The organism is Arthrobacter sp. 05T444, assembly GCF_056395905.1.
This window is the reverse complement of sequence record NZ_JBFTKK010000011.1, coordinates 91,719-105,352: the sequence shown is the minus strand read 5'-3', so window position 1 is coordinate 105,352 and position 13,634 is coordinate 91,719. Positions and strand designations below refer to the sequence as shown.

12 protein-coding genes are annotated in these 13,634 nt (G+C 67.1%); 6 read left to right on the top strand and 6 right to left on the bottom strand.

Annotation, left to right across the window (positions count from 1 at the left end; genetic code table 11):
- Window positions 1-55 precede the first annotated feature (55 nt).
- On the bottom strand, window positions 56-1,306 hold the full coding sequence (locus AC1DD3_RS12540; protein ID WP_476881818.1) for an FAD-dependent oxidoreductase: 1,251 nt from the start codon (window positions 1,304-1,306) through the stop codon (window positions 56-58).
- The gene (locus AC1DD3_RS12535; RefSeq protein ID WP_476881817.1) at window positions 1,299-2,594 is read right to left on the bottom strand and encodes an MFS transporter; all 1,296 of its coding nucleotides are present in this window, start codon (window positions 2,592-2,594) and stop codon (window positions 1,299-1,301) included. Before AC1DD3_RS12535 ends, AC1DD3_RS12540 begins: the two co-directional genes overlap by 8 nt.
- 48 nt (window positions 2,595-2,642) lie before the next feature.
- Between AC1DD3_RS12535 and AC1DD3_RS12530 the strand changes: the two genes are divergently transcribed.
- The 5 genes from AC1DD3_RS12530 to AC1DD3_RS12510 all read left to right on the top strand — a co-directional run bounded on the left by AC1DD3_RS12530 (window position 2,643) and on the right by AC1DD3_RS12510 (window position 8,790).
- A complete protein-coding gene (locus AC1DD3_RS12530) occupies window positions 2,643-3,440 on the top strand; it encodes an IclR family transcriptional regulator (RefSeq protein WP_230117233.1) in 798 nt (265 codons plus the stop codon).
- A gap of 123 nt (window positions 3,441-3,563) precedes the next feature.
- Window positions 3,564-4,691, top strand: a complete 1,128-nt coding sequence (locus AC1DD3_RS12525; RefSeq protein ID WP_230117234.1) for a cupin domain-containing protein — start codon at window positions 3,564-3,566, stop codon at window positions 4,689-4,691.
- Window positions 4,692-5,528 (top strand): fumarylacetoacetate hydrolase family protein, encoded by an 837-nt coding sequence (locus AC1DD3_RS12520; protein WP_230117235.1) that lies wholly within the window; start codon window positions 4,692-4,694, stop codon window positions 5,526-5,528. It begins immediately after the preceding gene.
- Complete coding sequence (locus AC1DD3_RS12515) at window positions 5,528-6,280, top strand: maleylpyruvate isomerase family mycothiol-dependent enzyme (RefSeq protein WP_230117236.1); 753 nt, start codon at window positions 5,528-5,530, stop codon at window positions 6,278-6,280. The genes AC1DD3_RS12520 and AC1DD3_RS12515 overlap by 1 nt, the downstream gene beginning before the upstream one ends.
- A 107-nt stretch (window positions 6,281-6,387) precedes the next feature.
- Window positions 6,388-8,790 (top strand): phosphoketolase family protein, encoded by a 2,403-nt coding sequence (locus tag AC1DD3_RS12510; RefSeq protein ID WP_476881816.1) that lies wholly within the window; start codon window positions 6,388-6,390, stop codon window positions 8,788-8,790.
- Window positions 8,791-8,833: 43 nt separating this feature from the next.
- Here the strand turns inward: AC1DD3_RS12510 and AC1DD3_RS12505 are convergent, their stop codons facing one another.
- The 4 genes from AC1DD3_RS12505 to AC1DD3_RS12490 all read right to left on the bottom strand — a co-directional run bounded on the left by AC1DD3_RS12505 (window position 8,834) and on the right by AC1DD3_RS12490 (window position 12,832).
- On the bottom strand, window positions 8,834-9,496 hold the full coding sequence (locus AC1DD3_RS12505) for a hypothetical protein (RefSeq protein ID WP_230117238.1): 663 nt from the start codon (window positions 9,494-9,496) through the stop codon (window positions 8,834-8,836).
- Between the two features lie 144 nt (window positions 9,497-9,640).
- Window positions 9,641-10,072 carry a VOC family protein gene (locus AC1DD3_RS12500; protein ID WP_230117239.1) on the bottom strand — a complete coding sequence of 144 codons (432 nt, stop codon included), beginning with the start codon at window positions 10,070-10,072 and terminating at the stop codon, window positions 9,641-9,643.
- 103 nt (window positions 10,073-10,175) lie between these two features.
- On the bottom strand, window positions 10,176-10,850 hold the full coding sequence (locus tag AC1DD3_RS12495) for a response regulator (protein WP_230117240.1): 675 nt from the start codon (window positions 10,848-10,850) through the stop codon (window positions 10,176-10,178).
- Window positions 10,847-12,832 (bottom strand): DUF4118 domain-containing protein, encoded by a 1,986-nt coding sequence (locus AC1DD3_RS12490; protein WP_230117241.1) that lies wholly within the window; start codon window positions 12,830-12,832, stop codon window positions 10,847-10,849. Before AC1DD3_RS12490 ends, AC1DD3_RS12495 begins: the two co-directional genes overlap by 4 nt.
- Window positions 12,833-12,966: 134 nt before the next feature.
- Here AC1DD3_RS12490 and AC1DD3_RS12485 point away from each other — a divergent pair, with 134 nt between their 5' ends.
- The gene (locus AC1DD3_RS12485; RefSeq protein ID WP_056626995.1) at window positions 12,967-13,587 is read left to right on the top strand and encodes an L-threonylcarbamoyladenylate synthase; all 621 of its coding nucleotides are present in this window, start codon (window positions 12,967-12,969) and stop codon (window positions 13,585-13,587) included.
- Window positions 13,588-13,634 lie beyond the last annotated feature (47 nt).

The window sequence follows — 13,634 nt, the reverse complement described above, 5'->3', positions numbered from 1 at the left end:
TTTGCCGCGTCCGGCCTTCCTGGACAAGCTGTTGACGTTGTCGGAACCCGAGGGCTCAGGCGGGCACCCTGACCCGGCCGGCCGGGGCCGAGGCGGCGGGAACGCCGTCGTTGTCCTGGCCGTACAGCCAGTCGTTGTACTGGAAGTCCCCGTCTTTGCGGCTCTTGAAGAGCAGGTTCCGCAGGGTCCGAGCCAGTCCCGAAACGTGCCAGGACTCGCCCCAGACACGCGCGGTGCGCTGGACGCGGGCCGTCCGGGCGGCACGCCGTGCGTTGAAGTCGCTGATGGCCTGGTCCCAGGCGGCTGGGTCCACGCCGCCGTCGGTGAACACCGTGCCGTGGCTGGCGTCCTGCAGCACAGCGGCGTCCTCGAGGGCCTGGCACGCGCCCTGGGCGAGATACTGCAGCATCGGGTGCGCGGCGTCGCCCATCAGAACCATCCGGCCCGCAACCCAGTTTTCGATCGGGTCGCGGTCGTACATGGGCCAGCGGATGCCCGTGGCCAGGTTCTTGAGCGCCTCCTGGACTGCCGGCACACAGTCCTTATAGGCGGCCTGGAGTTCGTCCACGCCGCCGTACTGCTCCTCGCCGCGCTCGAACGACGGCGACTTGAAGACGGCCACGGTGTTCAGCAGTTCGCCCTTGCGCAGCGGGTACTGCACGAGGTGGCAGTCCGGTCCGAGGTAGACGATGACGTCTTCCAGATCGGCCTTGGGGGTGTTCTCCGTGATCGGCACAGTGCCCCGGTAGGCGACGTAGGACGACGAGACGGGGCCGTCCTGCGCAATTGCGGGGCGGAGGGTGGACTTGAGGCCGTCGGCGCCGATCACAACATCGGCTTCGAAGTCGGTGCCCCCGGCGGTGTGGGCCACGCCCCGGCCGTTCACGGTCTCCACGCTTTCCACCATGACGTCGTTGACCAGCCGGACGCCGGCATCCTGGCAAGCTTCCAGGAGGACCCGGTGCAGGTCGCTGCGGTGGATCACGACGTACGGCGCGCCGTAGCGTTCCTCGAACTCGCCGCCGAGCGTCTGGCGGGTGAGCTCCTCGCCGGTGACTGCATCGCGGAAAACAAGGTGCTTGGGCTGGACGCCGATCTCCAGCGCCTTGTCCAGAAGGCCCCACCGCTTCAAAACCCGTGAGGCGTTCGGGGCCATCTGAAGGCCGGCTCCGACCTCGCCGAATTCCGGTGCACGTTCAACGAGCGTCACGTCGGCGCCGTTCTCGCGCAGCGCCAGGGCTCCGGCCAGGCCGGCCATTCCTCCGCCAATCACGAGGACATCGGTGGACGTTTTCCGGTCAGACATTGTGAGCTCCTACTGAGGTTGGGGTTTTTGAATTGATTTTGATTCCGATGGCTCCGAGCAGAACGGCGGCCACGGCGGCCGCTCCCGCGAATGCCAGGAAGTTCGAATTGACGCCCAGGCCGGCTGCGAGCAGCAGCCCACCCACCTGGGGCGCCGCGACGGCACCGATGCGGCCGACGCCGAGTGCCCAGCCCAGCGCGGTGCCGCGGAGGTGCGCCGGGTAGTGGCTGGCCACCGCCGCAATGATCAGGCACTGGGTGCCGTGCGTTCCGACGCCTGCAAGAACCAGCATCAGATAAACGACGGTGACGGGAGGCCCCGCCACCAGGACCACCAGGGCGACGGCGGCGACGGCGGCCGCCGCTATCGCCGTCGTAATGGGTCCGAAGCGCGTGCCTGCCCAGGCGGTGATGACCGAGCCGGCGACAGCACCGAGGTTCAGCGCCAGGGCGAACGTCAGTGCTGAGCCAAGGTTGTAGCCCGCAAGCTGCATGAGGTTGGGCAGCCAGGTGCCCAGGCCGTACCAGGCGAAGAGCGTCACCAGGGTGGAAATGGCGAACAGCACGCTCATGCCCACGTAAGGGGCGCGGAGCAGGGAACCAAAGCCGGCAGGTTCCGTGGCCTGGCCACCGGCACGCACCGGGGCCAGAGTCTCGGGCAGGTAGCGATATCCCAGCGGAATGACAACGAGCAGTGCCAGAACCGCGATGAGGAACATCACCGGCCAGCCAAAGGCAGGAATGAGCGGAATGCCCGCCAGCGCTGCAATGGAGCCGCCGATCGGAACACCGGACATCATCAGGGTGGCAATGGTGGACCGCCATTTTGCCGGCACCAGTTCCGCCACCAGCGCGTTGGCCGAGGGAACCAGCCCGCCGAGCCCGATGCCGGCCAGCAGCCGGAGCCCGCCGAAGACAGGGGCGCTCGGAGCGAAGGCGCACAGGATGGTGAAGGCCGAGAACACGATCGCGCATCCCAGGATCGTCCGGCGGCGCCCGAAGGTGTCAGACATCCGGCCGGCAAATATGGCGCCGATCATCATGCCCAGGAAAGCCATGGAACCGACGGTGCCGGCTGTGGCCTTCGTCAGGCCCCAGCCGGTGTCGTTGATGAGCGACGACTGCACAGTGCCGTACACGATGAGGTCGTAGCCGTCGAAGACGACCAGGAGCCAGCAAACAAGAACTGCCATGGCAGTTTGTTTGGGGAACCGGGACGAGGGCCCGGCCGCCAGGGTTGCGCCGTTGGTGGACCGCTCCGGCGCCGCAGCGGAAGATATGTGATTCATCCCACCACTGTGGTGGCAGTCGCCATCGGGAACCTATAAAATTCTGTCGTGCAGAACTTGCCCCTCCAGAAGAAACCCACATACTCCATTGAGGCGGTGGACAACGCGCTCCAGCTGCTTCAGTTGCTGCGCGACGGCGGGAGCCTCCGTCTGAAGGATGCGGCGAAGGAGCTCGGGGTTGCGCCCTCCACTGCCCACCGGCTCTTAGCCATGCTGGTGTACCGCGGTTTTGCGGTCCAGGATGAATCCCGCCGCTACGTGCCGGGGCCCGCCATGGGGGCGGGTCCCGCGGGGGTCAGCTGGACGCGGCTTTTGAGAGACCTGGCCCGTCCCCATATGGAGCTGCTGTGCTCCCGGGTGAACGAGACGGTCAACCTGATGATCCGGGTGGGGACAAAGGTCCGGTTCCTGGACACGGTTGAAAGTACCAATGTTCTCCGCGTGGGTGACCGGCAGGGCACAGTGCTGCCGGCCAGCAAGGCGTCGGGCGGCAAGGCGATGCTCGCCGAGCTTGAGCCTGCGATGATCGACCAGCTGTTCCGCAGCCAGAACGCTGAGATCGGCGGCGACAGTATTCCGGACGCTGAGTATCCGGCCTTCCTGCGGGAACTGGAGACCGTCCGCACCAACGGCTTTGCCGCCAACTTCGAAGGGACCGAGGACGGGATCAGCGCCCTGGGCATGGCCCTCCACAACGGGAAGGGCGTAGTGGTAGGCGCCCTCAGCGTCGCCACTCCGGTGGCCAGGTTCCGCAGGCTGTTCGATGCCGGCCTGGTGGCTGTGATGCTGGAGACGCGGCGGCAGCTGGAAATAGACATCGCCGCCAATCCCGCCGAGCCGGGCTAAGCGCTCCCAGCGGGTTACCCCCTAGATAATTCTGGCAGGCAGAATATCGTGGGGATCACATCGGTAGGTCTCTACAGTCGGATGTACGCCCAAACGCTATCCGCACCCACCGAGGAGGCCCCTGTGTCCATCAGCGCCGAGAACGCAACGCAAAAATCAGTTGCCGCCGGGCAGACCGTCCCGGAGCCGACGGCCGAAGAGACCGTCCAGCTCGAGCAGCTGTACCGCGACTTCGAAAGCGGTAACCTGATCCCGCTGTGGACCGAGATCGCGGACCTGATGCCGATGGTCCCGTCCCCGAAGGCCGTGCCGCATGTCTGGCGCTGGAGCGACCTGTACCCGCTGGCCGCCCGCGCCGGGGACCTGGTCCCGGTGGGCCGGGGCGGTGAGCGCCGCGCCATTGCCCTGGCGAACCCTGGCCTGTCCGGTACGCCGTATGCCACGCCTACCCTGTGGGCGGCAATCCAGTACCTCGGCGCCCACGAGACCGCCCCGGAACACCGGCACTCCCAGAACGCGTTCCGGTTCGTCGTGGAGGGCGAAGGCGTCTGGACCGTGGTCAACGGCGATCCGGTGGCAATGCGCCGCGGGGATTTCCTGCTGACGCCGGGCTGGAACTTCCATGGCCACCACAACGACACCGACCAGCCGATGGCCTGGATCGACGGCCTGGACATCCCGTTCGTGCACTATGCGGACGCCGGGTTCTTCGAATTCGGCACCGAACGCGTCACGGACGAGGCCACCCCTGACATTTCCCGGTCCGAACGGCTCTGGGCGCACCCGGGCCTGCGGCCGCTTTCGGGCCTGGATGACACCACGAACTCCCCCATCGCCGCGTACCGCTGGGAGCACACCGACCGGGCCTTGCGCGAGCAACTGCTGCTCGAGGACGAGGGGCATCCGGCCACCGTGTCCCAGGGCCACGCCGCCATCCGGTACTCCAACCCCACCACCGGCGGGGACGTGATGCCCACCATCCGGGCCGAATTCCACCGCCTCCGCGCCGGCGCCACCACCGAGTCGCTGCGCGAGGTCGGCTCCAGTGTCTGGCAGGTCTTCGAGGGCACCGGCACCGTGGTGCTGAACGGCGAAACCAGGACCCTGGCCAAGGGCGACCTGTTCGTCGTCCCGTCCTGGCAGGAATGGTCCCTCCAGGCCGAGACGGAGTTTGACCTGTTCCGCTTCAGCGACGCCCCCATCCTCGAACGCCTGAACTTCAACCGCACCTACACCGAAGGACGCAAGTAAATGAGACTCCTTACCCTCCGCCTCTCCATTGGGGATAAAACTGGAACCACGGCCGTCCGCCAGGACGGCGACACCCTCACCGAAATCGACGGCTTCGCCGACGTCGGGGAACTCCTCCGCGACTCCGCCTGGGAAGAGAAGGCAAAGGCGGCCAGCGGCGCAACGCACCCGCTCGACGGCGCCGACCTCGCCGCCGTCGTCCCTGCCCCGGGCAAGATCATCTGCGTGGGCCACAACTACCGCAACCACATCAAGGAAATGGGCCGGGATATCCCGGAGTACCCCACCCTGTTCGCGAAGTACCAGGAATCCCTGATCGGCCCCAACGATGACCTGGCCCTCCCGCAGGAATCGGACACCGTGGACTGGGAAGCCGAGCTCGCCGTCGTGATCGGCAAGAAGGGCCGCCGGATCAGCGAAGCGGACGCCGCAGAGCACATCGCCGGCTACTCCGTGCTGAATGACATCAGCATGCGCGACTACCAGTTCCGCACCATCCAGTGGCTCCAGGGCAAGACCTGGGAGAACAGCACTCCGTTCGGTCCGGCCCTGGTGACCAAGGATGAGTTCTCCGCCGGTCCGCTGATGACCTCCGCAGTGGACGGCGAGATCCAGCAGCAGACCCCCACCGGCGACCTCGTCTTCACCCCGGAATTCCTGGTCTCCTACATCTCCACCATCATCACGCTGAACCCCGGCGACGTCATCGCCACCGGCACGCCCGGCGGGGTGGGCCACGCCCAGGACCCCAAGCGGTACCTGCAGGAAGGCCAGGTCCTCGTGACCACCATCGAGGGCCTGGGCCAGCTGAACAACCGCGTGGTCAAGGAAGCCTGATGGCCGCCCGCACCGACCAGACCACGGACCCGGAGCTGCTCGAGGGGCTGCTGCAGGCGCGTCGGGGCACGGCGTTCTTCGCCCGCAAACTCAACGAACTCTCCGACCAGGACCTCGACGGTGATTCGCTGCTGCCCGGCTGGACCCGACGCCACGTCACGGCGCACATCGGCTACAACGCGCGGGCCATCGCGCGGCTGGTCGAGTGGGCGGGCACCGGCGTGGAGACACCCATGTACGCCTCCACGTCGGTGCGGGACCACGAAATCGACTTCGGTGCCACGCTCAGCCCCATCGCGCTGCGGAACCTCTTCGACCATTCCGCCGTGCACCTGAACGTCGAGTGGCGCGACCTGCCCGAGGACGCCTGGCACCACAAGGTCAAGACCGTCCAGGGCCGGACCGTCCCCGCCGAAGAGACAGTGTGGATGCGCACCCGCGAAGTCTGGGTCCACGCCGTCGACCTGAACAACGGCGCCACCTTCACCGACATCCCCGCACCGGTACTCAGTCGGCTGCTGAAGGACATCGCCGGCGCCTGGCACACCCGCGGCACCGATACAGGGCTCCTCATCAAGGTGACGGGGACCGAGCTCACGTTCGGCGACACCGGGGCGGACGCGCCGCTGGTGATCTCGGGCACGCTCGCAGACGTGGTCCGCTGGGCCACCGGCCGCGGCATCTCCGGTGTCACCGCCGAACAGAACGGAACAGTCCTACCCGAGGTGCCGGCAGCACCGAACTGGATCTGATCTCACCTTCTTGACGTCGACCCCACCTTGCCGCGGATTGGGCCGCCAACTCCGGGGTTAGACTGTGGCCGTCAACGCTGGAGCAGATCCGACGAGAGGCACGGGGCATGGGCACGGACAACACCGACGCAGCCGAAGCACTATCGGCTGAAGATCTTGAGCTGCTGCACCGGTACTGGAATGCCGCCAACTACCTCACGGTGGCGCAAATCTACCTCCAGGAGAATCCGCTGCTCCGTGAACCGCTGGAATCCCTCCACATCAAACCGAGGCTTCTCGGGCACTGGGGCACAGGACCGGGGCTGTCCCTGGTCTACGTCCACCTCAACCGGCTGATCAGCAGGACGGCCGCGAACGTCCTTTTCATCGCCGGCCCGGGACACGGCGGCCCATCGGTGGTGGCGAACGTGTATTTGGAAGGCACCTACTCCGAGATTTATCCGGACATCAGCCAGGACCTTGCCGGCCTGAGGCGGCTGGCACGGCAGTTCTCGACGCCAGGAGGGGTCGGCAGCCACGTCGGGCCCGCCACGCCGGGATCCATCCACGAAGGCGGTGAGCTGGGGTACTCGCTCATGCACGGCACCGGGGCGGTCATGGACAACCCGGACTTGATTGCCGCCTGCGTGATCGGTGACGGCGAGGCCGAGACTGGACCGCTGGCCGCTTCCTGGGTGGCTCCGTTTTTCCTCAATCCCGCCAGGGACGGCGCTGTCCTGCCGATCCTCCACCTCAATGGGCACAAGATTTCGGGGCCCACGGTGCTGGGGCGCCGCTCCGACAAGGAGGTGGAGGCGCTCCTGCGGGCGAACGGCTGGGATCCGGTCACCGTTGCGGGCGACGAGCCCGACGCCGTCCACCGGGCCATGGCGGCCGCGCTGGACGGTGCCTATGCCACCATCCGGGAAGTCCAGGCGGACGCCCGCAGCAACGGTGTCACAGCCGCGGCCCGCTGGCCCGCGATCATCCTGCGGACACCCAAGGGCTGGACGGGTCCGGAATCGGTGGATGGCAGCCCGGTGGAGGGAACCTTCCGTTCCCACCAGGTTCCGCTGTCCGGCGTCAAGGACAATCCGGAACACCTCGCGCTGCTCGAACAGTGGATGCGTTCCTACAGACCCGAAGAGCTGTTCGACGCCGAGGGGAGGCTCGTTCCTGAGCTGGCCGCGCTCGCGCCCAAAGGCAGGCTGAGGATGGGATCTGCGCCGTGGGCCAACGGCCAGCCGTCGGTGCCGCTCGTCATCCCGGATCTGGCGCAGTACGCGGTGGAGCCGGGCCGGCCCGGCTCCACCAGCAGTGAGACCACCAAACCGCTCGGGGAACTGTTCCGCGATCTCTACCGCGCCACAGAAGATATGCCCCGGTTCCGGCTCTTCTGCCCTGACGAGACCAACAGCAACCGCCTGGGCGACGTGTTCGCGGCGACCGACAGGTGCCTCCTGGTTCCGCCGAAGGCCGGGGATGCTCCGGCGGATCATGTCTCCGCTGACGGACGGGTGATGGAGGTGCTGTCTGAGCATCTCTGCCAGGGCTGGCTGGAAGGCTACGCCCTGACCGGCCGGCACGGGTTCTTCGCCAGCTATGAGGCGTTCGCCATGGTCAGCGCCTCGATGGCCGTCCAGCATGCCAAGTGGCTGCAGCATGCGCGTGACCTCGAATGGCGCTCCCCCGTTCCCAGCCTCAACATCCTGCTGACCTCAACGTGCTGGCGCAATGACCACAACGGCTTCAGCCACCAGGGCCCGGGCCTGATCGATACCGTGCTTTCACTCTCGGGCGAGGTGACGAGGATCTATCTGCCGCCGGACACCAACACGCTGCTCGTGGCCGCGGAGCACGCACTGCTGAGCACGGACTACGTCAACCTCGTCGTCGTGGACAAGCAATCCCATCCGCAGTACCTCACCCTGGCGGAAGCGCGGGCCCACGCCGCGGCCGGTGCATCGCGGTGGGACTGGGCCGGCAACGAGGAGCCGGCGACCACCGCCGATCCTGACCTTGTCCTGGCCTGCGCCGGGGACATCCCCACGGAGGAGGCGCTGGCCGCGGCCTGGCTGCTTCAGCGTCACGTGCCCCAGGCCCGGATCCGCGTGGTCAACGTCATGGACGCCATGGTGCTGCCGCCCCGGGACACCCACCCGCATGGCCTCGACGACACTGCGTTCAGCCACCTGTTTACCGACAAGTGCGATGTCGTTGTCGCCTGGCACGGTTACGCCCGCTCGTTCCACCAGCTGCTGCATGGGCGTCCCAACCCGGAACGGTTCCACGTCCGGGGCTACAGCCAGCAGGGAACCACCACCACACCTTTCGACATGGTGGTGGTCAACAGAATGAGCCGTTACCACCTGGCGCTGGAAGCACTGCGGCGGCTGCCCCGGGAGCTCCCGGGAGCGGAGGACCTGGCCGATCATTGCAACCGGCAGCTGGCAGCCCACGCCGAGTATATTCGTGAGCACTTTGAGGATCTTCCGGAGATCCGCGAGTGGGCCTGGAGCCCTCCCCGCTGAGCGCTCCCGCCTGACCGCCCCCGCCTGGCCGCCCGCGATGGTTTCAGGAGGCGGCGTCCAGCATCCCCGCGATCTTCGCTTCCAGCGCCGCCCGGGTGGCGTCCGGCAGGGCGATCAGACCGTCCAGCTCCCGCCGCGCCCGCTTATAGGCGGTCTGTCGCTCGGCGGGCGTAGCGGCCTTATCCTCAGCGATCCGCAGCAACTTCCGGGCGGTGGCCAGACGCTGGCGCTCTGGCCCGGAAAAGTTGCTGTCCTTGATTCTCCGTGCCTCCCGCTCGGCGACGTCAAAGGCGACTTCGTATCCGCGCACGGCCGCCCGGTACTCATCGAGGCGCGACCTGCTCTCCACATCCCCCGGACCGGCAGGACGCAGTCCGTCCGCTTCCCGCTTTGCCCTCAGGAACGCGACAGTCAGGGGCTCCCGGACATCCGTCATGACCGGATAGTCGATAAGCTTTCCGACATCAAGCTCATAGTCGAGCCACCTGCTGTTCACGTCATCATGTGCGGCCAGCAGTGCCGCCACTTCGGACTCGCTGGCTCGTTCTGCGGTCACTGCCTGGTTCCTGAGCCGGTAGAGCTCGATCCTGCGCTGGTGCCTGCGCTCGCTCGCTTTGGACCATGATCGGGTCCAACCACCGACCAGCCCGCTCAGTGGAAAAACGAGCCACCAGTAGTGGGCAAGGAAATCAAGGATAGGCTGCACGCATCCATCGTTGCACCGGGCCGCCCGTACCTCAAGGGAACGGCGGGCAACCGGCCGTGGTGAAGTGATCGACTGGTGAAATGGTCGACTGCAGAGATCCTTCAGGTGCCGGTTGCGCCGCCGTAACGTTGCGCCGCTGCGCTGTTAAGAAGCAGGCGCTGCCTGCGAACCGGCGATGTTCACCAGCCACGCAACGCCGAACCTGTCGGTACACATGCCGAAGGTGTCACCCCACGGCGCCTGTTCAAGCGGCACTGTGACGGAGCCGCCGTCGACCGACAGCTTGTCCCAGTAGCCGCGCAGCTCAGCGTCGTCGTCGCCACTGAGAGAGACCGAGATGGTGTTCCCCGGCGTGTAGTCCATGGAGTTGGGCGTATCGGCGCCCATGAGGACCATACCGGTGTCCGTGGTCAGCATTCCGTGCATGATCTTGTCCGCTTCGGAGGGGTCCTGGCTGGCCTGGAAATCCCCGAACGAGCTGAGAACCAGATCTCCGCCGAAGACAGACTGGTAGAAGGTCATCGCGTCGCGGGCGTTGTCGCGGAAGCCAAGGTACGGGTTGAGCACAGTGGGCACAGGATTCTCCTTAAGGGCTGAACTGGTGAGGTGCCACGTCTGTGGCGGACCGCACTACACATGTTGCCCCAATCCGGCTGCGCTTCATAGGGCTTCGCTGGGCTCAGGGCCGGAACCGGTAGCCGATGCCCGCTTCGGTCAGCAGATGCCGCGGGTTACCGGTGTCTACCTCGAGCTTGCGCCGGAGCTGCGCGATGTACACCCGCAGGTAGTTGGCTTCCTTCTCGTAGGCAGGTCCCCAGACTGTCGCCAGGATCTGCTGCTGCGTAATGAGCTTCCCCGGGTTGCGGACAAGCAGTTCAAGGATGCTCCATTCGGTCGGAGTGAGCCGCACGGGCTGTCCGTTCCGTGTGACGAGCCGCTGCCCCAGGTCCACGGTGAACTCGGCCGTCGTCACCTTGGGTTCGGCCTCCGGCCCGGGAGCCCGTCGCCGCAGGGCGCGCAGCCGGGCCAGGAGTTCCTCAAGGCCGAACGGCTTGGTGATGTAGTCATCTGCCCCCGCGTCGAGGGCTTCCACTTTGTCGGCGGAACCGTGCCGCGCCGAGAGCACCAGGACAGGCGCGGCGCTCCAGCGGCGGAGCTCCCGGAGCACCTCAGCTCCGTCCATGTCCGGCAGACCGAGATCCAGGACCACGAGGGCCGGCGGGTGCTGTGACGCCGCCAGCAAGGCCGACCTGCCGTCGGCAGCAGTGTCCACGCTGTACCCGTGGGCTTGCAGGGTTATCCGAAGGGCCTTCAGCAGATGCTGGTCATCGTCCACCACCAGTACTCCGGTCACAGGGCCGCCTCCCTGGGGTAGTCCGCGCCGCTGCCGGCCGCCGAATCCGGGAACCCGGCCCCGCCGGTCCCGCCCACGGGGCCGGCAGACAGGGGAAGCCGGAGAACCATGGTCAGGCCCCCGCCGGGGGTTTCGGTGGCAGAAAGTTCGCCTCCCATCGCGGTAACGAATCCCTTGGCAACGGCGAGGCCAAGGCCCACGCCGGTGGTCTGCGGCACGTCATCCAGCCGCTGGAACGGCCTGAACATATCCACCACATTCCGGGCAGGCACGCCGCTTCCGTGATCGATGATTCGGAGCTCGCCCGCGGGACGTCCTTCAAGGTCGGACAGGCTCAGGCCTCCTGGCACCCCGCTGACAACGACGTCCGAACCGGGCGCGTACTTGACTGCGTTCTCGGCAATGTTGGCGATGACGCGTTCCAGCAATCCCGGATCAGCATCAACAGCCGGCATGTTGGCCGCAAGTTCCACCCGCACTGCGCCGTCGGGAAGTCCCCGGAGGGCCGGAGGAACCACTTCGGACCACCGGACGGGCCTGAGCAGCGGCCGTACCGAGTCGGCCGTGATCCTTGACATGTCCAGGAGGTTTCCCACCAGGACATCGAGCCGGTCCGTGCATTCATCGATGGTTTCCAACAGTTCCTTTTCCTCCCCCGGGCTGTACGTCACTGCCGTTTGGAGGAGGCCGCCCACCGCGAGCTTAATCCCGGCCAGCGGCGTCCGGAGGTCATGGGACACAGCCCGCAGAATCGCTGTGCGCATGGTGTTCCCTTCGGCCAGCCGCACAACCTCGAGGCGGCTGGCTGCCAGTTGCTGGCGTTCAAGCTGGGCCATCACGTGGACCGCGAACGCACCCAGCAGCCGGCTTTCGGCGGCCGGCACGGTCCGGCCGAACAGCACGAGCCAGGTTCCGCCGTCGAGCTTTTCCACCGTGTTGCCGGCGAAATCGGCGCCGCCGCGCTCCCGTTCCGTCAACTCGCCGGCGCTCGCGAGCAGCCGCAGCTTGTCACCCCCGGCGTCCCCCGGCGGCGGGGCGTGGCCGGCGGCGTCCGGGACTCCTGTGGCACCGGTTGCTCCACCGTCGACGGCGAACACTCCGGCACCTCTGGCACCAAACACATCCAGTGCCTGCGTCAGCAGGCCGTTGACGGTGTCCTCCGAACGGGAGGCGCCAAGGGCGAGATCGCCGAGCGTTGTCGCCTCTGCACGGGCCCGCGCAGCCTCCTTGGAGCGCCGGGCCGACCTGTCCACCACGCCTGCCACCGCCACGGATACTCCGACGAACACGCCCAGGGACAGCAGGTCCTGGGGGTCGCTGATGGCGAGGTCGCCCAGCGGCGGCGTGGAGAAATAATTGACCAGCAGGCTGCTCCAGAGCGCTCCGGCGACGGCGGGCCACAGCCCGCCGACCAGCGCGACCGCCACGGCGCCCGCCAGCTGAAGCAGCGCGGCGGTAGCCACACTGTGGTCAGCCATGGCGAGCAGCGACTGCACAACAACCGGAACAGTGGCCGCCAGCCCAAATCCGATGCCGACCCGCACGCGGCCGAGCTCCCATTGCCGTGCACGGTTGCCGGGACGTCCAGCGAGGGGGCGGGAAACGACCTGGACGTCGATGTCGCCGGCGCCACGCACCACCCGCGTATCCACGCTGGCACCCCGCAGGAACCCTGCCATCCGCCGGCGGCGCGACTGCCCGATGACCACCCGGGTGGCGCCGGCGTTGGCGGCGAAATCGAGGAGGGCCCGGGCGGGGTCGGATGCGGCGACCGTGTGGTAGCTGCCACCGAGCTCAATCGCCATCCGGCGCTGGGATTCAAGGGCCCGGGGCGACTCGCCCGTGACGTCGTCGGAAGAGCGGATGTGCACAGCAAGCAGCTCTCCGCCCTGTGCTCCGTCGAGGATCCTGGCGGCGCGGCGGATCAGGGTCTCCCCCTCATCGCCGCCGGCCAGGCCAATGACAATCCGTTCCCGTGCCATGCCGCCATTCTTTCACTTGGCCGGCGTCGTTGAAGCGCCCGTGCGGGCGGGATCAATAGGCGTGCGCCAGCGGCTGTTTCCTGGGCGCAGATGGGATGAGTGCGTGAACCTCGTGCGGGCCGTAGGCTCTTGGCATGGCGAGATACTTTGATGTTCACCCCGAGGACCCACAGCCGCGCGCAATTTCCCAGATCGTGGATCTCCTTCATTCGGGCGGCCTGATCGCCTATCCCACAGACTCGTGCTACGCCCTCGGGGCGCAGCTGGGCAACAAAGAGGCGCTGGACAGGATCCGCACCATCCGCCAGCTCGACAGCAAGCACCACTTCACGCTGGTCTGCCGGGACTTCGCACAGCTGGGTCAGTTCGTGAACATCGGCAATGACGTGTTCCGCAGCATCAAATCTGTCACGCCGGGCAGCTACACCTTTATCCTGCCCGCCACGAAGGAGGTGCCCCGCAGGTTGCTGCACCCGAAGAAAAAGACCGTGGGCGTGCGCATTCCGGACCACAACTTTGTGCAGGCCCTCCTGGCCGAGCTGGGGGAACCGCTGCTGTCCAGCACGCTGCTGCTGCCGGACGAGGAGGATCCGCTGACGCAGGGCTGGGAAATCAAGGAGCGGCTCGATCACGTGGTGGACGCCGTGGTCGACTCCGGCGACTGCGGCGCGGAGCCGACCACCGTCGTCGACTTCTCGAGCGGCGTGGCCGAGGTGGTGCGCCGGGGAACCGGCGATCCCTCGCGCTTCGAGTAGGACACCCGATCGCCTGACCGCGCGGACGGTGCGCGCCGGCGCCCGCT